The sequence below is a fragment of the Myxococcus sp. CA005 genome, assembly GCF_006518205.1.
Taxonomy (GTDB): Bacteria; Myxococcota; Myxococcia; order Myxococcales; family Myxococcaceae; genus Myxococcus; species Myxococcus xanthus.
In genome coordinates this window covers 47,871-70,133 of the sequence record NZ_SRLV01000044.1, presented here as the reverse complement: position 1 = coordinate 70,133, position 22,263 = coordinate 47,871, and the positions used below count along the sequence as shown (strand labels likewise).

The window sequence follows — 22,263 nt, the reverse complement described above, 5'->3', positions numbered from 1 at the left end:
GGGATGGTGGGGCGGCGGCGATGGGCAATCGGGGTGCTGGCGTTCGGGCTTCTCCTCGTGGGGTGCGGGGAGAGGGCGCACGCGGCAGCCCGCGCCCCGGGCTTGGAGGTGGCGGGGTCGGCTGCAGGTGAGGGCGAGGGGGTCCTGGCGTGGACGCGTCCGCTGGTGCTGGGGGACAGCGAAGCGCCACATGCCGTGGTGGCTCCCGACGGGGACGTCCTCGTCGCGGCGACCTACCGTGAGCCTCTGGACCTTGGGGGAGGCCCCCTGCCTTTCAACCACGTATCAAGAGCGCCTCACCTGCTGGTGGCGCGCTTCTCTTCGGAAGGCACCCTGCGCTGGGCGCATGGGCTGACACCGGAGGCAGACACCGCGCGCGCGCACGTGGGCGGGCTCACCGTGGATGGCGAAGGCAACGCGTGGCTGGGCGGCCTGTCCGCAGGCTTCGCGCAGGGCGCGGTGAAAATCCCGCCCGGAGCCTTCCTGGCCCGGCTGTCGCCTCAGGGCGCGCTGGAGCGCGTGCGGAACTTCGGCGGCACGGGTGCGCTCACCGTCAATGCGCTCGCGCCGGACGGCACTGGCGGCGTGGTGCTGGTGGGAGACTTCCAGGGCCAACGCGACTTCGGCGACGGCGTGAGGGAATCCCCACAGGGCCAGCGCTCCGCCTTCGCGGTGAGCCTGGACGCCAGCGGCCAGACGCGCTGGAGCCGCACCTGGGCCGCGGGGAGCGAAGGCCTGGTGACGGCCCGGGCCGTAGCGGTGGATGTCTTTGGCGGCGTGCACATCGCGGGGGCCTATGCGGGTTCCGTCTGCTTTGGCGGGCCGGCGCTCGTCACGGTGCGGCAGCGCACGCCTTTCGTGCTGAAGCTGTCTTCAGGCGGCGAACACGCCTGGAGCCGGGACTTGCGTGGCACCGAGGGCACCGCCAATGCCCTGGCGGTGGGCCCCGACCGCGTCTTCGTCGGTGGGAACTTCTCCGGGCGCTTCTACTTCCAGGGGAAGCCTCATACCTCCAGCGGCTATCAGGGATTCGTGACTGTCTTTGATACCCATGGCAAGGAACGCTGGGCGCGCTCCTTCGCGGCCACCGCCACCGCGCTGGCCACGGATGATGCCGAGCAGCTCACCCTGGCGGGCTCGCATGATGGCGGGCTGGATTTGGGCGACGGCGACGTGCCCGCGGGCCTCTACGTGGCCCGGCTCCATCCGGAGGACGGCGCTTCGCTCTGGGTGCGCAGCTTCACCAGTCCAAGCCCCACCCTGGCGCGCACGGTGGCGGTGGATTCGAGCGGCTACACGGTCGCGGCGGGCGCGTTGGCGCGCTCGCTTCCAGAAGGCACGCCCTACCCTCGCCCTCGGGATGGATTCCTCCTACGACTGAGGCCCTGAGGGGGAGCCGGCGCGGAGCCCGCGCCTTCAGCACGTGAGCAGCACGGCCCTGCTGTCCACATTGAGGACCTGCGGCCCCGCGGGCAGCGCCTTCCTGACAGCCACGGTTCGCCCCGGCTGGGGCCACGCCCTCAGGCCCCAGCGAATCAAATACCGAAGACAGCGATTAGAACAGCCGCAGCAGGGACAGCGAGACGTTCTTCGTGGCGGAGCGCACGCCGCCGAGGACGCACTGGGTCACCCCGGGCACGGACGACACGTCCAGCGTCTTGATGGCGAGCGCGTTCTCATACCGGCCGCTGGAGACCCGGCCCAGCAGCGTCACCATCGTCATCCCCACCGGCCGCACATCCACCCCATCGATGAACTCGATGACGCTCTGCGAGCCGTCATTCCAGGTCACGGTGTTCTGGGTGGGCACGCTCGCCATCAGACAGCTCGCCGCGCCATTCCCGGTGATGGTGAACGAACCAAAGGCAATCCCGGGGTTCGTCTCATCCAGACAGGACGAGAACTGCCCCGAGCCCGTCACACTCACCAGGCGGGCGAAGAGCGTGATGGCCGGCGCATAGTTCTGGCTCTGGTTTCCCTGCGTGCACTCGACCAGGCTGAACTCGGGTGGGGGAACCTGCGCGAACGCCGCCGAGGGAGCGACCGTGAACGCCAGCGCGGCAATACCACTCACGCAACTGGCAACAGCGAATGAGGACTTGAGAGACAGACGCTTCATGGCGACCTCCAACGCAGCGGGGGCCGCCAAGATTGAGAGGCAGTCGTCATGCAGCCATTGCCTTGGAGAGCCGGCGCCCGTCATGCGCGCGCCAGTCTCCCCGGCCGGCTCTCAGAAATGAAAGGCTGGCTCAGTTCGCGTGCAGCCACTCGCGCAGCTTGGTGGTGGTCAGCGCGATGGCGCCTCGCGCCGCCGGCGTCTGCGCCAGCGCGTTGAGCATGACGAAGTCGTGATGCGTCCCCAGGAAGCGGACCTGAGTGACGTTGACACCCGCCTCGGAGAGCTTCGCCGCGTAGGCCTCGCCCTCGTCACGCAGCACGTCGTTCTCGTCGGTGATGACCAGCGCGGGGGGCAAGCCGTTGAGCTGGTCCAGTGACGCCCGCAGCGGGGAAACATGTGGGTCCACGCGCTTGCCGGCCTCCGGAAGATAGGCATCCCAGAACCACTTCATCGCCTTGCGCGTCAGCCACGGCCCCTCCGCGAACTCCTGGTAGGAGCCGTTGTCGAAGTTGGCGTCGGTGACGGGATAGAAGAGCACCTGGAAGCGGATGGACGGCCCCCCGCGCTCCTTCGCGAGCATACTGACGACGGTCGCCATGTTCCCTCCGACGCTGTCTCCCACCAGCGCCATGCGGCGGGCATCCACGTTGAATTCGTCCGGGTGCTCCGCCACGTACTTCGTCGCGGCATAGGCCTCTTCGATGGCCACGGGGAACTTGTTCTCAGGCGAGCGGCCATAGTCCACGAACACCGCTGCGACATTCGCCCCCTTGACCAGCTCCCGCACCAGCCGCTCGTGCGTCCTGGCATCTCCCATCACCCAGCCCGCGCCGTGGACGAACATCAGCACCGGCAGGCGCTCCTTGCTCCCCTTCGGCCGGAAGAGCAGCGTCCGGACGGAGCCCCTGGGCCCCACGGGCAGCTTGCGCTCCTCCACGTCCGCGTCTGGCATGGGCACTGGAATCGACTGCGCCTCGAGGAGGACTTCCCGTGCCTGCTCTGGCGTCAGGGTGTACAGCGGCGGGCTGTTCGAGGCCGCCAGGTCCGAGACGAACTTCTGCGTGGAAGGGTCCAGGTTCATGCGCGCTGCTCCTTGGTCCGGCGCCCGGGACGGACGCCGCCGGAAAGGTGCCAACCCGGGCGCGAGCGTCAGCAACCATGCGGGCAAGGACCCGACGCGGCGCCAGCGGGCGCGGCAGGCCCTGTCTGGGCTAGACTCCGCGTTCGCATTCACAGAGGAGCGATGGATGAACCGCTTCGCGCTGCGCGACCTCACGGACCGCCTCGACGCCCAGACCCAACACGAAGACATCGTCCGCATCCTCGCCACCCGGGAGTTCCCCTGGGACGTCGAACAGGCGCTCAGCTTCGCGCTGTTCCGCACCTACGCGGTGCCCAGCATCGGCGTCCTCCTGCACGACACGGACGAGTTCACCCAGCGCACCCAGAAGCGCTACGACGACACCGTGCTCATCCTGGACACCATCCTGGAGCACGGCATGGCCAGCCAGGAAGGCCGGAGCGCCTTCCGGCGCATGAATCAGATGCACGGCGCCTATGACATCTCCAACGATGACATGCGCTACGTGCTCTCCACCTTCGTGGTGATGCCGGTGCGCTGGATTGCGGACTTCGGCTGGCGGCCCTTCACGCCGCATGAAGTGACGGGCTGGACGAACTACTACCGCGCCGTCGGCCGCCACATGGGCATCCAGGACATCCCGGAGACCTACGAGGCCTTCACCTCGCTCATGGATGGCTACGAAGCCACGCACTTCGCCTTCGACGCGCGCAGCAAGGCCGTCGCGGACGCCACCCTGGAGCTGCTCACCACCTTCCCGCCGACGAACCTCGCGCCCAAGCGGCTGGTCACCCTCTTCGCGCGCACGCTGATGGAGGACGCCCTGCTGGACGCGTTCCACTACCCCCACCCGTCCAGCCTCAGCCGCAAGGTGTTCCGTCTGGCGCTCAAGGCGCGCGGCACGTTCGTCCGCTACGCCCTGTCTCCAAAGAAGGAGCCCGCCTACGCCCGGCAGCGCGCGAACATCCGCAGCTACCCGGATGGCTACGCCGTCGAATCCTTGGGAACCTTCCCCAGGACATGTCCCGTGAAGCATGGCGCCGCGGCGGAGGGCTCACCTCAGCGCGCGCCATCCAAGGGCGGCCCCTGAAGCACCCGGCGTCCACAAGGGCAGCCGCCAAACCAGCCTGCCTGACTTCTTCCAACGCCTGCGGCCACCCTCGCACACAAGCCGCAGACTGGCGCTCTTGTGTGAGGAAAAGCGCGCACAGGAAACTTTCGCCCACATACCCCGACAATCATTTCAAGAAACACATCGCGGGGCCGCGAAGGCCCACGGGGGAAACGCCATGTTCAAGGTCAAGCAGAACCACACGTTCCAGAATCCGATGCGGCAGCAGATCGACCAGACCACGCAGGGCAAGCAGAGCGACTACGCCCACGCGGTCGGCGGCGTGAACCAGATTCTCGACCGGCACAACATCGGCATCTCTTCGCGCTCCCAGGCCAGCGTCATCGACAACGTGAAGAAGGTGGAGACGGGGGAACGCAGCGAGGTCAACGCCCACCAGCGCGAGGCCCTGAACTTCGGCCGGGACGCCTTCGAAAGCGCCAAGAAGGGCAACTACAAACAGGCGGGCGTGGAGGCTTTCGGCTCCACCGTCAATGGGCTGGCCTCGATGTTCAAGTCCATCTACACGGAGACGCCCAGCGAGAAGCAGGGCATCGCTCCCCACTGAGGTGACGCGCCCCGTGAAGCCCCTACGCCCCGTGCTCGGGACTGGGGGCTTCACAGTCAGGTGATGAGCGCCCGGCGAATCGCGGCGCCATCCGATTGACACACCACGGTGTCACCGACACGGTCCTTCCTTCACCTTTCCGGATGCGCGCACCCGCGAGCCCGCCCGGCCCGGACTTCCTGAAGGAAGACATGCGGACTCGACGCCAATTCCTTTCCGCCGCCGCCACCGGGGCCGCCGCGTTCGCCGCCGCGCCCCTGCTCGCCTGCGCCGCGGGCGAAGGCACGGTGATGCCGACGAAGGGCAAGCACGCCACCCGGTCCGTTCCCACCAACGCGCCGGGCAACAAGTTCCGGCCCACCACCCGCATTGGCCTGGGCGGCGTGGCCATTGGCAATGGCTTCGCGTCCACCAGCGACGCGCAGGCGCAGGCCACCCTGGAGGCCGCCTGGGCCGCCGGCGTGCGCTACTTCGACACGTCGCCCTGGTACGGCCTGGGCCTGAGTGAACGCCGCTTCGGCCGCTTCCTGCACACCCGCGACGCGAACGAGTACGTGCTGTCCACGAAGGTGGGCCGCATCCTCACCGCCGCGGACGCGCCGCCGCCGAAGCTGCTGTGGAGCGACGCCTCCCCCTTCAACTACCAATACGACTATTCGGCCGCCGGGGTGCGCCGCTCCGTCGAGGACAGCCTGCAGCGGCTCGGCGTGTCGCGCATCGACATCGTGTTCATCCACGACCTGTCGCCGGACAACCAGGACATGGGCGACAAGTGGACGGAGTACTTCGACCAGGCCATCAAGGGCGCCATCCCCGAGCTGACGAAGATGCGCGAGGAAGGCCTCATCAAGGCCTGGGGCTTCGGCGTCAACCGAGCGGAGCCCGCGCTGCGCGCCCTCGAGGTCAGCGACCCGGACATCTTCCTGCTGGCCACGCAGTACTCGCTGACGAACCACGAGGAGGCCCTGAGCAAGACGTTCCCCGCGCTGGAGAAGCGCGGCATCTCCGTGGTGGTGGGCTCGCCGCTCGACGCCGGCTACCTCGCCGGACGCAACCGCTACCTCTACGACGGCACCATTCCGCCCGGCGTGCAGGAGAAGCGCGCCCGCATGAGCGCGATTGCCGCGAAGCACGGCATCGACCTGCGCACGGCCGCGCTCCAGTTCGCCGCCGCGCCTTCCGTCGTCTCCTCCGTCATTCCTGGAGCGCGCACGCCCGAACAGGTGAAGGCGAACGTGCAGTCCATGACGGTCGCGATTCCAGACGCCTTCTGGGAGGCACTGAAGAAGGAAGGGTTGATTGCGCGGGACGCGCCCATCCCCTCCAAGGCCTGACCACCGTCACCTCCGGGCCTGGGTTCATTGCCGGGTGAGCTGTTTTTGCTAGGCTTACCCGCGCGAGGTGGACATGGCCCGTATCGCCGACGGAGTGGGGGACATCGCGAGCGACTTCAAGTTCGCGGTGCGGATGCTCCGGAAGGACCCGGTCTTCACGCTGGTGGCCGTGCTGTGTCTGGCATTTGGGATTGGCGCCAACGCGGCCATCTTCAGCGTGGTGGATGCGGTGCTGCTCCGCCCGCTGCCCTACCACGAGCCAGGGCAGCTCGTTCGCCTCTTCGAGACGACACCAGCGCGGGACCCGACGTGGCTGGGCTCGGTGTCATGGCCCAATTACCAGGACTGGTCCACCCAGCTCCCCTCGCTGGAAGGCGTGGCCGCCTACGAGTTCCAGGGCCGCAACCTGATGACGCCCGAGGGCGCGGAGCGGGTGAGCGTGGTAGCGGCCACGGCCAACCTCTTCCAGCTCCTGGGCACTTCGCCCAAGCTGGGCCCCGGCTTCGCGCCCGGAGATGACCAGCCCGGGGCCGCGCCCGTCGTCGTCATCGGAGAGGGCCTGTGGCAACGCCGCTTCGGAGCCGACCCGGGCCTCGTCGGACGCACGCTGACGCTGGACGGACAGCCGCACACCGTGGTGGGCATCCTGCCCACGGCGGTGGGCTTTCCCGCGGGGGCCCGGATGGAGGTCTTCATCCCCTTCGTCCCCTCCGCTGACCGGGTGGACAACCGGGGCTCGCACTTCCTGAGTGTCCTCGGTCGGCTGCGCCCGGGGGTCCCGCCCCAGACGCTCGCCGCGGAGCTGAAGGAAGTGGCGCGCCGCATCGAGGAAGCGCACCCCGCGCAGCAAGCCGGGCGGAGCGCCGCGGCGGTGTCCCTGGCGGAGACGGTGACGGGCAACGTGCGGCCCACGCTGCTGCTCCTGCAGGGCGCGGTGCTGCTGGTGCTGCTCATCGCATGCGCCAACGTGGCCAACCTGCTGCTCGCCCGGACCGCCACGCGGCAGCAGGAGATTGCCGTCCGCTTCGCACTGGGCGCGAGCCGGGGCCACATCGTGAGGCAGCTCCTGGTGGAGAGCCTGCTGCTGTCGCTGCTGGGCGCGCTGCTGGGCGTGCTCCTGGGCGCCTGGGGTGTGAACACCATGGGCAACCTGGTCCGGGCGTCCTTCCCACTCACCGGGGACCTTCCCCTCAATGGGCGGGTCCTCGGCTTCCTCCTGCTGATATCCGTGGGAAGCGCGCTCACCTTCGGCCTGACACCGGCGCTCCAGGCCACGCGCACGCCGCTGCGCGCCAGCCTCGCCGAGCCAGGGGCCAAGCAGTCTCCGTCGCGCGCGCACCACTACTTTCGCGGCGCGCTCGTCGTGACGGAGGTGGCCCTGTCGTTGGTGCTGCTCGTCGGAGCGGGGCTGCTGCTGCGAGGCTTCGTGACGTTGCTGGGCACCGAGCCCGGGCTGGAGCCGCGCCACGTCCTCACCGCCCACCTGCCCATCACCCCGAACCAGTACCCCCGGGAGGAGGTCGTCGAGCGCCTCTTCCAGCCCATCCTGGAGAAGGCCCGGACGCTCCCGGGCGTGGAGTCCGCGGCGCTCATCTCCCTCCTACCCATCCAGACGGCGTGGACCAGCGGGGACTACGCCGTGGAGGGAGAGCTGCCGGCGGAGCCAGGCAAGACGCTGTTCGCGGAGTTCAGGACGACCAGCCCGGACCTGTTCAAGTCGCTGGGGATACCGTTGCTGGCCGGCCGCGACTTCACCGAGGACGACGGCCGGAGCGCCGAGCAGGTCGTCATCGTCAACCAGGCCCTCGCCCGCCGGCACTTCGCGGGAAGCGAGGCCGTGGGACGCCGGCTGCTCATCGGGGGCCAGCCCGTGGAAATCATCGGCGTGGTGGGAGACGTGCGGCAGGCGGGCCTGGACCAGCAGCCCCTCCCCGAGGTCCACCTCCCCTACAACCATCCGCGCTCCACGCTCTGGTACTTCCAAGCGGTGACGCTGGTGCTCAAGACACGCACGGCGCCCGCTAGCGTGGCGGCCACGCTGCGCGGCGCGGTGCGCGCCGTGGACTCCGAGCAGCCGCTCTACAACATCATGACCATGGAGGAGATCATCCAGCAGTCCGTGGCGGGGCGGCGCCTCAGCCTCACGCTCCTGGGCGCGTTCGCGCTCATCGCCCTGGTGCTGGCCACCGCGGGCCTCTACGGCGTCATCTCCTACCTCGTCTCGCAACGCACCCAGGAGATTGGCATCCGCATGGCGCTTGGGGCGCCTCCGGGCCGGGTGGTGCGGCTGGTCATGGACCAGGGCATGAAGATGGCGGGATTGGGAATCGGCGTGGGGCTCGTCGCCGCCTTCGGACTGTCCCGCTACATGGAAAGCCTGCTGTACGGCGTCAGCGGGACGGACCCACTGACCTTCGGCGTGTTCGCCGTGTTGCTGGGCGGCGTGGCGCTGCTGGCCACCTGGCTGCCCGCGCGCCGCGCCTCCCGCGTGGACCCCATCATCGCCATCCAGAAGCGATGACGGGGCGCTGTCCCTCGCGCCCGGGGTCTCCAGGAGCGAGGGACACGGACGTCCGGCCTCATGACGCTTCGCGCAGCGCTGTCAGCTCCTCCACGTCCTCGGGCACCGGGTCCAGTGCGGCCGACAGCGCGGGATAGGCGGTGAGCAGGTCCTCCACCTTGGCGCCGAACTGGAGCCACCCGACGATGCGCACCGCGTCCTCGTTGGTGATGCACACCCGGCGCAACCGCCGGTTCACCACGAAGTGACGCTTGCCCTCGGGCGTGTCGAACGCATAGCCCCGCAGCAGCTCCGCCGCGGAATAGCCCCGGTCCGAATCCTCGACCTCGGCGAAGGCCTTCTTCAGTGCGTCCCGCCCGTAGCGGCTGAGCAGCAGCAGCAGGTGCTCCCGGTCCACCCAGTGCCCGTGCTGGTAGACCTTCCGCTCGCGCTTGAGGCGGTTGTAGCGCTCCAGCACGGCCTGCGCGCCAGCCGCGTCCAGTCCCGTGGCGGGCTCGTATTCATAGAAGAGGTCCAGCACGGTGTCCGTGCGCGGCTTGAAGGCCTTCACGCCGAACTGCTCGGGTGACAGGTGAATGGGCGCGTTGTGTTCGAAGACGAAGGTCCCCGTTCCCTCCGAGTGCAGGATGTCCGAATGCCCCAGCAGGAACTGGACGGTCTCCTCCGCCTCGTCCTCTGTCTCCGTCGGGAAGCCGAAGAAGTTGAAGGTATGGCTCCAGATGCCCGCGTCGTGCGCGAACTGGAGGTTGTCCACCATCACCTTCTGCGTGTTGTTCTTGCGCATGTGGCGCTGCACGCGCTCGGACGCCGTCTCCAGCCCGATGTAGAGCGAGCGGAAGCCGATGTCGTGCATGTTCTGGAAGTCCTCCCGCGTGAAGTACTTCTCGAACTTGTAGAGCGCGGTGAAGAAGTAGCGCCCCTTGGGGACGGCGGGCGGCAACATGCGGAAGAGCTTGGGCGGCAGCGCCTCGTCGTTGAACGCGAAGTGCCGGACGCCATGGCGCGCGTTGAGCACCTCCAAATCCTTGGCAATCATCTCGGGCGCGCGCATGCGGTAACGGTCGCCGTAAATCATGCCGTGGTAGCAGAACGCGCACTTCCCCCAGTAGCAGCCGCGCGTCGTCAACAGCGGCAGGACAATCTCGGGGGACAGGTACTCGTCCAGCGGCAGCCCCCCGAAATCCGGCGTGGGGACCTCGCTCATCGGCAGTGAGTCCCCCAGCGGCGTCAGCACCAGGTCCTCACCCTCCATGAAGGCGAAGTTGGGCGGGCGGTCTCCCCGTGGGTCTTCCACGGACAGAAAGCGGTCCAACGGGCGCTCGCCCTCGTACCGGCAGATGAAGTCGAAGCACCTGCCGAACAACTGGGTGACCCACGTGCTTTCCTTCTCCACCAGGCGGGAGAACACGCTGCCCCCCACCAGCACCGGGACGTCCGGATGGCGCTGCTTCAGCACACGGCAGAGCGTGAGTCCCGCGACAATCTGCTCGGTGCCGATGATGGACACGCCGAAGTAGCGAGGCAGTTGCTTGACGCCCGCGACCTGCTCCTCGAAGAACGCGATGAAGGGGTTGGCGTTGCGGTTGTCGATGAAGGCGAGCAGTGACGGAATGGAGCCCAGGACGTCGCCATCCTGGAGTGACGTCGTCCCCACCTCGATGACGGGCTCCGCCGCGGAAAACGCCGCGAGCAGCGCCTTGAGCGCGTCCACGCTGTCCTTGAAGCTCTCCATCGTGCCGTAGGTATCGCCGGTGCGCAGCCCCTCCACCTGGACGATGAGCTGCTCATACTCCTCCAGCGTCGCCAGCGCCTGCAGGCACCGGGCGCGGTAGAGGCGGTGCTCATCCGTCAGCGCCGCGATGAAGCGCTCCAGCCGCGCCCGCGCCAGGGGCAGGCGCGCCCGGCTGATGAACCAGCGATAGAAGACGACGTTCCAGTCGTCCTGGTGAACGCGGTGGCCCTTCTGCTCCAGGTAGGCCTTGAGCGACGGGGTGCTCAGGAAGGGCTGGAGCGGAGACCACTGCGGAGGGAAGACGAGATGAAGGTCCGGTCGCGAGCTGTCGCGGGCCTCCTGGGGGGTGTCACCGGGCCGCTGCGTCAAGGGCGTTTCCATGGGCCAGAACCTCCATGTGCTGGGCTGAACCGACAAGGCTGTGCGTCATCGCGCGCCGGGAGCGCTCCCATGAATTGAATGCCCCCGGAGAAGCGCTGCCTCCCAACAGGAAGGCAGCGCTGACAACAGACTTCGGTGGAGCTATGCGAGGCCCAGGTCCGCGACGAGCGACTGGAGCATCACCGGCTTGCCGCTGGCCATGGTGCCAGGCTTCACGACCTGTTGCTGTTGCTGCTGCTGTTGCTGCTGGACCTCGGTCGTCGGGAAGCTGACGTTGCTGACGCCAATGGTGTCATTCACCACGGGCTTCAGGGTCGCGGCGTTGCTGGCGAAGGCTCCGAAGAGCACCGTCAGGGCAGCCGGTGAGGCGAGTGCGCGAATCGTACGACGAGAACCCTTCTTCGAGTCGTCCATGCGTACCTCCGGGGGTGTTGTTTTTGTCTGCGACCCGTCCAGGTCTTCACGCCTCACCTGTCCGGGCGTCTTGATTGTCCATAGCCTTCTCACGACATATCAAGACGCATCCCGACAAAAACAAACACCCCACTGTCGCCATGAGTGGAATGACTTTACCAGACGCCCCGAACGGCGAACGCGGGCCTCCGGCGTACCGGGGCCTCGCGACGGGTTGGAGACGGGCGGTGCCGGGGACTCAGGGCGTCGGGGGCGGAGGCGGCGGGGGCGGCTCCGGCGTGGGAGGCAGGGCCAGCCCCGGGAACTCCGCCGCCGTGCCAGTGAACACCAGACGCGTTCCGCCTCGGAGGACCTCGAACTCGAAGGACGAGGGCGCTCCGGTGCGCCAGACGAAGAGGATGTCCGACGGGCGGGAGATCTGCTTCGTGTTGATGCGCACGATGACGTCGTTCTTCTGGAAGGGCCAGAACGCCACCGGAGACGACTCGGTGACGACCACCGCGCTGACGTCACGCACCGTCTTGAGTTCGACCACCAGGCTCGCACCATTGGCCTGCATGGAGACACGGTCCCTCGAGGCACTGGTGCTGGCGGAGTTCACCGTGGCCGACCTTTCACGCGAGGAGTTCGCGGCATGACTCGGGTCTGCGCTGGCCACGAGCAAACCCAGAATCAGGATGGGACTGTTCACAGGCGACCTTCCTTGTGGAGGTGGGCTGCGGGACGACGAGAGGAGCGGCTCCGGACCCGGGCCTCTCGCACGGCTCAGCGAGGCCCTGCCGTTTCAGACCATCAGCATGGACGACAGGCTTCATGGCTGCGACAAAAAGCAGCGCACGAAGAGATAATCCAATCACGGCTACCGGTCAAACCACAGCAACCCATCTGTGAATGCAGCCATTCCGCACCAGCACGACGAGGCGCGAAACGACAGGATTCTCGTTTGGATCCTCCCGTATTTCCTGACAAGAGCCATCCCCATCATCGATGTCTGGATTCCTGGTTGTTGCATTTCATGTCACAACTGGGACTTTCCCGACACCGGCGACGACCGCGTGCGTCGAGCCTTGCTCCAGGCAGGCTCGGACGCACGCCGCCATCCACCGTCTCACGCCGTCACGGCGCGTCAGCGCGCGAGGAGCTCCTGGGTGGGGCATGCCACGTTGGTCGGCATGGCCCACAGCGCGTCACCCCAGGCGTTGGAGTAGGCGCGGAAGAACACGGTGCTGCCCACGCGGGTGAAGTCCTCGGGTGAGGAGCCGCCCAGGGGACTGAGGTCCGCGACGAGACCTGTCCGCTCGGGCGTGCCGTCCGTCACCCAGGGCTCCAGACCCGTGCCGCCCTCATTCGTGCTGAAGAGCAGCGTCCCGGCGCCGGTGTCGAAGAGCGGCGAGGCCCACTCATCGGACGTCGACAGGCCCCGGCTGAGCTCCCGCGTCCCGGCCGCCGTGCCATCCGTCACCCAGAGGCTCACCTCACGAGGCGCGGGCCCGGGCGTGCCGATGCCCACGGACAGATAGAGCTTCCCGCCCGCGCGCACCGCCATCTGCGCGAAGGGCCACGCGCCGGGCTGGCCCGCGTAGCGGTTGGGCAGCGTGGTCACCGTCTCCTTGCCACCGCCCGCGAGCGACACCCTCGACACCCTCAAGGATGTCCCTCCCCCGACCACGGACGACAGATAGACGTGCCCACCCAGGGCCCCCAGCAGCCGGACATCGCCACCGAAGGACTCCAGGCGCACGGTGCCGCCCGGAGTCCCGTCCGTCTTCCAGACCTCGGTGATGGCCCCCGAGTCCCAGAAGGTGAAGACCCCCACGCCCGTCTCGGTGTGCTCCCAGCCGGAGATATAGATCCGCTCCGCGTCCAGACGTTTGACCCGCCTGGTTCCCGCGGCCGTTCCATCCGTCCGCCACAGCCAGGTGCCCGCCCCCGTGCTGCTCATGGTGAACAAGCGCGCCCCCGCCACCTCCAGTGGCCGTGACGACACCTCCTGGTCCGGTCCGTAGGCCATGAGCTGGAACGTACCCGCCTCCGTCCCATCGGAGCGCCACAGCGACACCCCGGCTCCCGCGGAGGGGTTCCGGAAGAAGGTCAGCACGTCCCCTGCCTGTCCCAGGTAGGACAGCGAGGAACTGGCCGTCCCCGGCTCGAGGTCCTTGACGAGCCGCGTGCCCGCTCCCGTCCCATCACTGACCCACAACTCCCTTCCAAATGGCGACGCATTCACCATGAAGAAGAGGCGGGCGCCCACCGGCGTGAACTCGCTCAGTCCCCGGTAGCCCGGTCCCGGCGCGATGAACTCCTTCACGGGCACGGTGCCCACGGAGGTCCCATCACTGCGCCACAGGGTGGCGCGGTCCCCGTAGAGGTCCGACCCGAAGTAGAGCGTGCCCTGCACGTTCGTCAGCGAGTCGGGCACCGGCACGTTGGGGGACGGGAGCGGCGCGTCCGGAGGCAGGATGTCCTTCACCTTGTAGACGGTGCCCCCGGGAGCACAGGCTTGTGCCTGGACCCGCGCTTCCTCGGTGGCGGCGCTCACTTCCTCCTCGACACCACCACAGCCCAGCATCCCCAGCCCCGCGAGAACACACCAACTTCCAATGCGCATGTGCACCACTCCTCTCCGGTCCGAAACCGGGGGACGGTGGGAAGCAGGATGGCGAACGCCCATTGCCCTGGAGGGCAGGTCACTTCAGGAAATCCGACCTCCCGATGGGAAGTGCGGGTGCGGTTGTCCTCCGCGGCAGCACTCGGCACGTGCTTTCAGCGAATGACGAGGTTGAGGCATCATCCCTGGATTCCACTCCTGGAAGGAGCCGAGCCATGAAGACCTCCCGTCTCATCGCCTCGCTGACCGCGTGTCTCTCCTTGTCGCTCATCGCCTGCGGTGGCGGAGAGGCCAACCTGGACGTCCCCGAAGGTGAGGCCCCCGTCAGCGTCGAGCAGGGCCTGGGCTACCCGCCGCACTGCCCCAATGGAGACCTCATCTACTGGCTCGAGAACGTGCAGGCCTGTACGGCGAAGTGCGGAAACACGCGTCAGAACGGCCAGCCCGCGACCCAGTACGCGGCGTGTCAGTCCAACATCACGGGCACGCGCACGCTCATCAACGTGCGTTACTGCATCCCCGGCTGCGAACTGCTTTGAGTCGACGTCCAGCCTGGGCAGCACGTGCGCATTCCAACGGCACACGTCAGACCCACGCCATGGAATGTCCCCACTGACGGCGACTGGTTTCGGGAGAAGGCTTTGCCTTCTTCTGAAGCGGGCACGTCGGATGGAACGCAGGGGGCCTGAAACGTGGACGTGCCTGGACATCGCTTTGGACGTGCCGTGGTCATGGGCGGCAGCATGGCGGGGCTGCTGAGCGCCCGCGCGCTCGCGGACCACTTCGAGAAAGTCGTCATCCTGGAGAGGGACTCGCTCCCCGGCATGCACGCGGCGCGCAAAGGTGCTCCCCAGGGCACACACGTCCACGTGATGCTGGACGCGGGTCACCGCCTCCTGGAGCGCTTCTTCCCCGGCCTCCTCCAGGACCTCCAGGACCAGGGGGCCGCGCTCATCGATTCGAGCCGGGACGTCGCGTGGCACCACTTCGGCGTCTGGAAGTCGCGCGTCCCCCAAGGCCTTCCCCTGCTGGTGTGTACGCGTCCCTTCCTGGAATGGCACGTGCTGCGCCGGGTGCTGGCGCTGCCCAACGTCGAGTTTCACGGCGGCGTCTCGGTCGAAGGGCTGCTCACGGACGCCTCCCACCAGCGCGTCACCGGCGTGCGGTTGAAGAAGGCCGGCGTGGAGGAACCGCTGGAGGCCGCGCTGGTGGTGGATGCCACGGGCCGGGGCTCGCGTGCGCCCCAGTGGCTGGAGGCCCTGGGCCATGCACGTCCCGACGAGGAACAGGTGCGGGTGGACCTCGCGTACACCACCCGCCTCTACGAACCTCCCGCGCACCGCCAGGAGGACTGGAAGGTGCTCATGCAGTACCCGTGTCCGCCCGTGAACTGGCGCGCCGGCTTCATCTCCCGCGTAGAGGGGGACCGCTGGATTGTCACCCTCAATGGGTACTTCGGCGAGCACGCGCCCGCGGACGACGAAGGCTTCCTCGCGTTCGCCCGCTCACTGCCCCAGCCGGACCTGTACGCCTGCCTGCGGGAGGCCCGGCCGTTGGGGCCGCTCACCCTGCACAAGGTGAAGGAGAGCCGCTGGCGGCACTATGAACGCCTCGCGCGCTTCCCGGAGAACTGGATCATCCTCGGTGACGCCGTGTGTGCCTTCAACCCTGTCTTCGGCCAAGGCATGTCGGTGGCGGCCCAGGGCGCGGCGCAGCTCCTCGCCTGCATCGAAGAGCAGGCCAGGCGCTTCCCCACGACGCTCGACGGACTCGCCCAGCGCTTCCGCAAGCGCCTGTCCGACACCATCCGCCTGCCCTGGTTCATGGGCACGAACATCGACCTGCAGTACCCGAAGGCCGTCGGCCAGCGGAAGCCCGGCGTGGGAGTGCTGCACTGGTACATCCGGCGGATGATGGAGCGCAGCTCCCGGGACGCCGCCGTGCACCGGCAGTTCAACCGACTCCTGCACCTCCAGGCGGGGCTGGGCGCCGTCCTCCAGCCTTCGGTGGCCCTGCCAGTGCTCGCGGACGGCGCCCGCGCGCTCTTCATGCCCCTGCATGCGCGGGCGAACACGGACATCCGCCCGGCCCCGCCCTCCTCATCTCCATGACGGACCAGCGCGCCAATGCACGCAGCGGCCGAGCCGCTCCGCGAAGAAGTCGAACAGACTCACGTCCGTGAGCGCGCGGCCCAATGGCCGGATTCAAACAGCCGGTCTGGTGGCCGAAGCCCGGCGCGAAGGACCGCCCTGGAGCGAGACAGACTCAAGGGCAGCCGTCTCTCCCTTCAGAAGAAACACCCAGGCTTTGACGGTGCGGACGTAAGCATCTATGATGCGAAACTGATTCGCAGAATCAAAATCACCCTTTCCAACGACTACCGTGAGTCCATCCAACAGGCGTTCCCTTCCGCTCTTCGCCCTGCTTTCCGTCGTCGTCGTGCTGGCCGTCCTGTGGGTGGGCGTGAGGTTCCAGCGCCCGGACGCCGCCGCGTCCACTCCCGCCGCGGAGGCTGCCGCGCCGGAGGGCCGGACGGTGACGCACGGACAAGGCACCACCGTCGTCCCGCTGAAGCCGCGGCGGGTGGTGGTGTTCGACCTGGTGGCGCTGGACATCCTCCAGGCCCTGGAGGTGGACGTCCACGGCGTGGCGGGCGACATGTTCCCCCAGCACCTGACCCGGTTCCGGGACGCGAAGTACCCGCGCATGGGCACCCTGTTCGAGCCTGACTACGAGGCACTCCAGGCCGCGAAGCCGGACCTCATCATCACCGGGGGCCGCTCCAGCGCGAAGTACTCGAACCTCTCCCGCATCGCGCCCACCATCGACGTGCCGATGAGCGGCAAGGACTTCATCGCCTCGGTGATTGCCAACACGGAGATGCTAGCCAGCGTCTTTGGCAAGGAGGAGAAGGCGCGCGGCCTGATTGAGGACCTGCGCAAGTCGGTGGCGGACCTCCAACAGATGACGGCGACACGCGGCAAGGGGCTGGTCGTGCTCGTCACCGGAGGGCGCATGAGCGCCTATGGCCCGGGTTCGCGCTTTGGCGTCATCCATGGTGACTTCGGCGTGCCCGAGGCCGTCGAGGGCCTGCGCACCTCGCTGCACGGCGAGTCCATCAGCGCGGAGTTCATCCGGGAGAAGAATCCCGACTGGCTGTTCGTCATCGACCGGGACGCCGCCACCGGTCAGAAGGAAGGCAATGCCCGGCAGGTGCTGGACAATGAATTGGTGCGGCAGACGACGGCCTGGCAGAAGAACCAGGTCATCTACCTGGACCCCGGCGTCACCTACCTGACCGGCGGCGGCATCCAGTCCGTCAAGCAGCTCCGCGACCAGGTCGCGAGCGCCTACACGCAGGCCCAGTAGTCCCTCCCCACCGTGAAGCGCGCGTTCGCCGCCGCCGCCGTCCTCGTCACGTTGGCGGTGGTCAGCCTCCTGATTGGCGCCAGTGACGTGTCCTGGCGCGCCCTCTTCGCTCCCGAGCCGGATGAGCGCGCCCTCCAGGTGCTGGTCATCAGCCGGCTGCCGCGCCTGTTCGCCGTCATGCTGGCGGGCACATCCCTGGGCGTCGCGGGCCTCATCATGCAGATGATTGCCCGCAACCGCTTCGTGGAGCCCACCACAGCGGGCACCGCGGAGTCCGCCAGCCTGGGCCTGCTGACCGCCACCCTGCTGGCGCCTGGCCTTCCGGTGCTCGGGAAGATGATGGTGGCCACCGTCTTCGCCCTCGCGGGGACGGCGCTGTTCCTGCTGGTGCTGCGGCGCATTCCCCTGCGCTCGGCCCTCATCGTCCCGGTGGTGGGCCTGATTCTGGGCGGCATCATCGATTCGGCGACGACCTTCTTCGCCTACCGGTACGACCTGCTTCAGACGGTCAACGCGTGGACCACGGGTGACTTCTCCACCGTGCTTCGCGGCCGTTACGAGCTGCTGTGGGTGACGCTGGGCCTCACCTGCGCCGCCTACACTGCCGCGGACCGCTTCACCGTGGCCGGCATGGGCGAGACGTTCACCACCAACCTGGGGCTGAACTACCCGCGCATCGTCGCGCTGGGGCTGGTCATCGTCGCCCTGGTCACCGCGATGGTGGTCGTCACGGTGGGCATGATTCCGTTCCTGGGACTGATTGTCCCCAACCTGGTCAGCATGGTCATGGGCGACAACGCGCGCAGGTCCATTCCCTGGGTCGCGGTGAGCGGCGCGGCCTTCGTGCTGCTCTGCGACATCGTGGGCCGCGTGGTGCGCCACCCGTATGAGATTCCCGGAGGCACCATCGCCGGCGTCATCGGCAGCGTGCTCTTCCTGTACCTCCTGCTGAAGCGAGGCGCCCGTGCCGGCTAACGCCCCGCCCGTCAGCCCCCTGCGGCCCCTGCTCGTGCTGGGCTGCGTGGCCGTGGCCTTCATGGCCCTGTTCATGCTCGTCGACGTGAGCGGCCCGTGGGACTTCGTGCTGCCCTTCCGCGGGAAGAAGGTCGCCACCGCGTTGCTGGTGGGCTACGCCGTCGCCGTCTCCACGGTGCTCTTCCAGACGGTGACGGGCAACCGCGTGCTGACGCCCGCCATCATGGGGTTCGACTACCTGTACGTGCTCATCCAGACGTGCCTGGTGTTCTTCCTGGGCTCCACCACCGTGGCGGGGCTGGACCCCCGGTTCCTGTTCGGCGCGGAGGTCATCATCATGGTGGCCTTCTCCGCCATGCTGCACGGCTGGCTCTTCGGCATGGCCCGGGGCAACGTCCACCTGCTACTGCTCACTGGCGTGGTGATGGGCGTGCTGTTCCGGAGCCTGTCGTCGTTCGTCCAGCGCGTCATCGAACCCAACGAGTTCATCTTCCTGCAGGACCGCTTCTTCGCCAGCTTCAACGACCCGGAGCACGACCTGCTGCTGCTCTCCGCGGTGCTGACGCTGGGGGTCTCCGTGCTGGGCCTGCGGCTGCTGCGCGCCTGTGACGTCCTGGTGCTGGGCCGGGAGGCCGCCATCAACCTGGGCGTGGACTACCAGCGGACGGTGTCATGGGTGCTGGCGCTGGTGGCCATCCTGGTCGCCGTGTCCACCGCGCTGGTGGGGCCCGTGACGTTCCTGGGGTTGCTGGTGGCCAACATCGCCTACGCGGTGATGCGGACGTACCAGCACGCGTTCGTCCTCCCCGCCGCCGCGCTCATCGCCGCCATCGCCCTGATCGCCGGGCAGTTCATGCTGGAGCGCGTCTTCCGCCTGGACACCAATCCACGGGTCATCATCGAGTTCGTCGGCGGGATGGTGTTCATCGCGATGCTCATGAGAAAGGCCACGAGATGATCGAGGCGAAGAACGTCAGCAAGCGCTACGGTGAAACGCTGGTGGTGGATGGCGTCACCCTGAGCCTGCCCGTGGGCGGCGTCACCTCCATCATCGGCCCCAACGGCGCGGGCAAGTCGACCCTGCTGTCCATGATGAGCCGGGTGATGCCCATGTCATCGGGCAACGTTTGGGTGGACGGGCTGGACGTCACCACCACGCCGGGGGACACGCTCGCGAAGCGGCTGGCCATCCTCCGGCAGGACAACCACATCTCCGCCCGGCTGACGGTGCGTGAGCTGGTGACCTTCGGCCGCTATCCGCACACCAAGGGCCGCCCCACCGTGCAGGACCGCGAACACGTGGAGCGGGCCATCGAGCACATGGGGCTGAGCGCGCTCGCCGACCGCTTCCTGGATGAGATGTCCGGCGGCCAGCGTCAGCGCGCCTTCGTGGCCATGGTGCTCTGCCAGGACACGGACCACGTGCTGCTGGACGAGCCGCTCAACGGCCTGGACCTGAAACACGCGGTGTCCATGATGAAGCGGCTCCGGCACGCCGCGGACACGCTGGGCAAGAGCTTCGTGCTGGTGCTGCACGACATCAACTTCGCCTCCTGCTACTCCGACCACATCGTCGCCATGCGCGACGGCAAGGTCGCGTTCCAGGGCCGCCCGGAGGACATCATGCGCCCCGACGTCCTGCGCGCCATCTACGAGTTGGACATCTCCGTGCAGCAGATTGAAGGCGACTGGATTGCCACCCACTACCGGTGATGGCGCGGCGCGCCAGCCTGGGATGCAAGGGGTTTCCACTAATCACAGACACTTGCACTGCCTTCTCAGGCTGTGCCACATTTCACCGCGCTGGCCATGACGTCAGCAGACAGCAAGACGCCACCACCTCAAACCAGGAGTTCGCCATGAAGAAGGCCCTGTACTCTTTGGCTGTGCTGATGCGGTTTGCTCGCGCGGACAAGCTCTCCGCCCCGTATATCTATTACTAGTCAAAATCCGTCAGGCATTGAGCCCTGACGGTTGGGTCTCAAGAGCTGGTCGACGTGGGTGGAGCGCATGGTTCGCTCCACCTGCGCCAGCGGTAGTTCCCCCCTCCAGGACCCTTTCATGTCACAGGTGCGCCTTCCGCCGGGGCCCCAGGGCCACTTCATTGCTGGCAACCTGGTGGAGTTCTCCGAGGACCCGCTGGGGTTCCTCACCCGCTGCGCCAGGGAGTACGGCGACGTGGTGCGCCTGGGGAAGCGCAACTTCCTCCTCAATCACCCGGACCTGATTGAACGCGTCCTGGTCAACGGCGACGGCAACTTTGTGAAGCTCGCCGGAGTGGGCCAAGGCAAGCGTCACAAAGGCGGCTTTCCCGAAGCGATGATGAACAGCGAGGGCGAGGACTGGCTGCGCAAGCGGCGCCTCGTCCAGCCCGCGTTCCATCGCAAGCACGTGGCCGCGTGTGGTGACACCGTGGTGGCCCTCACCGAAACGATGCTCCAGACGTGGCGCCCGGGCGACGCGCGGGACGTGCACGCGGACGTGTCCGCGCTGGCGCTCGACATCGTCAGCCGATTCCTCTTCCACACGCCCATCGACGACGAGGCCCGCCACGTGGCCGACGCCGTGGACGCTGTCATGCGGCACACCGACAGCCCCCTGCGGCCGCCCATCTGGGTGCCCACGCCCACCAACCTCCGCCTGCGCCGCGCCCTGGGCCGGCTCAACACGCTGCTCGCGACGCTCGTGCGCCGCTATCGGGAGCAACCGGAGTCGCGCACGGACCTGCTCGCCCTGCTGCTGTCCGCTCCGGTCCCCCTCTCCGAGAATCAACTGCGCGATGAGCTGGCGACGATGATCATGTCCGGGCACGAGACGACGGCGGACGCGCTCGTGTGGGCCTGGTACCTGCTGGCCCAGCACCCGGAGGCCGAGGCCCGGCTGGTGGCGGAGCTGGAGACGGTGCTCGGGGGCCGGCTCCCTGGCGCCGAGGACCTTCCTCGCCTGCGCTACACGGAGGCGGTGGTGAAGGAGGCCATGCGCCTGTACTCACCGGCGTGGATCACCAGCCGGGAGGCGCTGCGCGACTGTGAGCTCGGCGGGTTCCACGTCCCAGCGGGAACGATGCTGGCGGTGAGCCAGTGGGTCACCCACCGCGACGCGCGCTACTTCGACGCCCCCGAGTCCTTCCGTCCAGACCGCTGGCTGTCCGAGGACGCCCAACGCATGCACCGGTACGTCTACTTCCCGTTCGGCGGCGGCCCCCGGTTCTGCATCGGCTCGGCGCTGGCGATGATGGAGACGGTGCTCATCACCGCGTGCGTGGCACGGCGGTTCCGGCTGGAGCTGGCACCGGGCTGCGTGGTGCGGCCCCGGCCGGCGCTCGCGCTCCAGCCGCTCGGGGTCTGGCTGATTCCGCGGCATCGCTCTCACACAACACAGGAAGGCGAGGTGCGGCATGCGGCGGGAGCATGAAGGGGCAGCGGTCCGGCGCGAGTTCTTCCGCTCGGCATACCTGCTGGGCGCACCCTGGGACATCGGACGGCCCCAACAGGCCTTCGTCCAGTTGTGGGAGGCCGGCGCGATTTCCGGCGAGGTGCTCGACGTGGGCTGCGGCTTCGCGGAGAACGCCCTCTTTCTGGCGGCCAAGGGCCTGCCGGTGTGCGGCGTGGACATGATGGAGCCGGCCATCCTGCGAGCACGCGAGACGGCCTCTCTGCGCGGGCTCGACGTGGACCTGCGTGTGGGCAACGCCCTGGAGCTGGCCACGCTGGGCCGGCGCTTCGACACCATCCTTGATTCGGCCCTGCTCCACGTCTTCGAGCCTGGAGACCGGCCCGCGTTCGCCGCCAGCCTCGCGAGCGTGCTCCGGCCCGGCGGGCACTACCATGCGCTGTACTTCCGCGACGGACCGCGCGCCGTTCCACCGGAGGCACTGAACGCGACCTTCGGGGAAGGCTGGCGCGTGAAGTCCATCCAGGAGGCGCACTACGAGCAGACCGACCCGGAGGGCGCGCAGGCCTGGCTCGCCACCATCGAACGGGTGCCTCCTTCGTCATCGACAGAGGACTGACTCAGGCGCTGTCGCTCCCACCGAGAAGCCAGCGTGGG

20 protein-coding genes are annotated in these 22,263 nt (G+C 68.0%); 14 read left to right on the top strand and 6 right to left on the bottom strand.

The features are described from left to right. On the top strand, nt 1–1,389 hold a 1,389-nt coding region (locus FMQ63_RS20415; RefSeq protein WP_228556455.1), incomplete at its 5' end, for a hypothetical protein. A 166-nt stretch (nt 1,390–1,555) separates the two neighbouring features. On the opposite strand, the gene FMQ63_RS20410 is transcribed toward FMQ63_RS20415, so the two are convergent. Next, nucleotides 1,556–2,119, bottom strand: coding sequence for a hypothetical protein (locus tag FMQ63_RS20410; protein WP_225909730.1), 564 nt, complete (start codon nt 2,117–2,119; stop codon nt 1,556–1,558). Nucleotides 2,120–2,249: 130 nt separating this feature from the next. Continuing rightward, entirely contained in the window at nt 2,250–3,200 is a 951-nt protein-coding gene (locus FMQ63_RS20405; protein ID WP_011550828.1) for an alpha/beta hydrolase, read from the bottom strand. Nucleotides 3,201–3,366: 166 nt separating this feature from the next. Here FMQ63_RS20405 and FMQ63_RS20400 point away from each other — a divergent pair, with 166 nt between their 5' ends. The 4 genes from FMQ63_RS20400 (at nt 3,367) to FMQ63_RS20385 (ending at nt 8,734) form a co-directional block, all read left to right on the top strand. Beyond that, nucleotides 3,367–4,290 carry an oxygenase MpaB family protein gene (locus FMQ63_RS20400; RefSeq protein WP_026114217.1) on the top strand — a complete coding sequence of 308 codons (924 nt, stop codon included), beginning with the start codon at nt 3,367–3,369 and terminating at the stop codon, nt 4,288–4,290. A 199-nt stretch (nt 4,291–4,489) separates the two neighbouring features. Continuing rightward, on the top strand, nt 4,490–4,879 hold the full coding sequence (locus FMQ63_RS20395) for a hypothetical protein (protein WP_020478266.1): 390 nt from the start codon (nt 4,490–4,492) through the stop codon (nt 4,877–4,879). A gap of 191 nt (nt 4,880–5,070) precedes the next feature. Further along, complete coding sequence (locus FMQ63_RS20390; protein ID WP_020478267.1) at nt 5,071–6,213, top strand: aldo/keto reductase; 1,143 nt, start codon at nt 5,071–5,073, stop codon at nt 6,211–6,213. A 73-nt stretch (nt 6,214–6,286) separates the two neighbouring features. Next, nucleotides 6,287–8,734 carry an ABC transporter permease gene (locus FMQ63_RS20385; protein WP_011550824.1) on the top strand — a complete coding sequence of 816 codons (2,448 nt, stop codon included), beginning with the start codon at nt 6,287–6,289 and terminating at the stop codon, nt 8,732–8,734. Between the two features lie 58 nt (nt 8,735–8,792). Here the strand turns inward: FMQ63_RS20385 and FMQ63_RS20380 are convergent, their stop codons facing one another. From FMQ63_RS20380 to FMQ63_RS20365, 4 genes are all read right to left on the bottom strand, one after another. After that, a complete protein-coding gene (locus FMQ63_RS20380; RefSeq protein WP_011550823.1) occupies nt 8,793–10,847 on the bottom strand; it encodes a radical SAM protein in 2,055 nt (684 codons plus the stop codon). Nucleotides 10,848–10,988: 141 nt separating this feature from the next. Further along, the gene (locus FMQ63_RS20375) at nt 10,989–11,261 is read right to left on the bottom strand and encodes a hypothetical protein (RefSeq protein WP_225888511.1); all 273 of its coding nucleotides are present in this window, start codon (nt 11,259–11,261) and stop codon (nt 10,989–10,991) included. Nucleotides 11,262–11,499: 238 nt separating this feature from the next. After that, the gene (locus FMQ63_RS20370; protein WP_225909729.1) at nt 11,500–11,952 is read right to left on the bottom strand and encodes a hypothetical protein; all 453 of its coding nucleotides are present in this window, start codon (nt 11,950–11,952) and stop codon (nt 11,500–11,502) included. A gap of 435 nt (nt 11,953–12,387) precedes the next feature. After that, nucleotides 12,388–13,869, bottom strand: a complete 1,482-nt coding sequence (locus FMQ63_RS20365) for a hypothetical protein (protein WP_225909728.1) — start codon at nt 13,867–13,869, stop codon at nt 12,388–12,390. A gap of 215 nt (nt 13,870–14,084) precedes the next feature. Between FMQ63_RS20365 and FMQ63_RS20360 the strand changes: the two genes are divergently transcribed. The 9 genes from FMQ63_RS20360 (at nt 14,085) to FMQ63_RS20325 (ending at nt 22,225) form a co-directional block, all read left to right on the top strand. Next, nucleotides 14,085–14,408: a hypothetical protein gene (locus FMQ63_RS20360; protein ID WP_026114218.1), complete on the top strand. Its 324-nt coding sequence runs from the start codon at nt 14,085–14,087 to the stop codon at nt 14,406–14,408. 153 nt (nt 14,409–14,561) lie between these two features. Beyond that, the gene (locus FMQ63_RS20355) at nt 14,562–15,980 is read left to right on the top strand and encodes an NAD(P)/FAD-dependent oxidoreductase (RefSeq protein WP_020478269.1); all 1,419 of its coding nucleotides are present in this window, start codon (nt 14,562–14,564) and stop codon (nt 15,978–15,980) included. 271 nt (nt 15,981–16,251) lie between these two features. Next, nucleotides 16,252–17,238, top strand: a complete 987-nt coding sequence (locus tag FMQ63_RS20350) for a siderophore ABC transporter substrate-binding protein (RefSeq protein ID WP_020478270.1) — start codon at nt 16,252–16,254, stop codon at nt 17,236–17,238. A gap of 12 nt (nt 17,239–17,250) precedes the next feature. After that, nucleotides 17,251–18,213, top strand: a complete 963-nt coding sequence (locus FMQ63_RS20345; protein ID WP_011550816.1) for an ABC transporter permease — start codon at nt 17,251–17,253, stop codon at nt 18,211–18,213. Next, a complete protein-coding gene (locus FMQ63_RS20340) occupies nt 18,203–19,171 on the top strand; it encodes an iron chelate uptake ABC transporter family permease subunit (protein ID WP_011550815.1) in 969 nt (322 codons plus the stop codon). Before FMQ63_RS20345 ends, FMQ63_RS20340 begins: the two co-directional genes overlap by 11 nt. Next, nucleotides 19,168–19,926 (top strand): ABC transporter ATP-binding protein, encoded by a 759-nt coding sequence (locus FMQ63_RS20335; RefSeq protein ID WP_011550814.1) that lies wholly within the window; start codon nt 19,168–19,170, stop codon nt 19,924–19,926. The genes FMQ63_RS20340 and FMQ63_RS20335 overlap by 4 nt, the downstream gene beginning before the upstream one ends. Further along, nucleotides 19,926–20,156, top strand: a complete 231-nt coding sequence (locus FMQ63_RS38760; protein ID WP_368667211.1) for a cittilin family RiPP precursor — start codon at nt 19,926–19,928, stop codon at nt 20,154–20,156. The genes FMQ63_RS20335 and FMQ63_RS38760 overlap by 1 nt, the downstream gene beginning before the upstream one ends. Before the next feature lie 118 nt (nt 20,157–20,274). Beyond that, nucleotides 20,275–21,627, top strand: a complete 1,353-nt coding sequence (locus FMQ63_RS20330; protein ID WP_043612993.1) for a cytochrome P450 — start codon at nt 20,275–20,277, stop codon at nt 21,625–21,627. Next, the gene (locus tag FMQ63_RS20325; protein WP_011550812.1) at nt 21,611–22,225 is read left to right on the top strand and encodes a class I SAM-dependent methyltransferase; all 615 of its coding nucleotides are present in this window, start codon (nt 21,611–21,613) and stop codon (nt 22,223–22,225) included. The genes FMQ63_RS20330 and FMQ63_RS20325 overlap by 17 nt, the downstream gene beginning before the upstream one ends. Nucleotides 22,226–22,263: the final 38 nt, after the last annotated feature.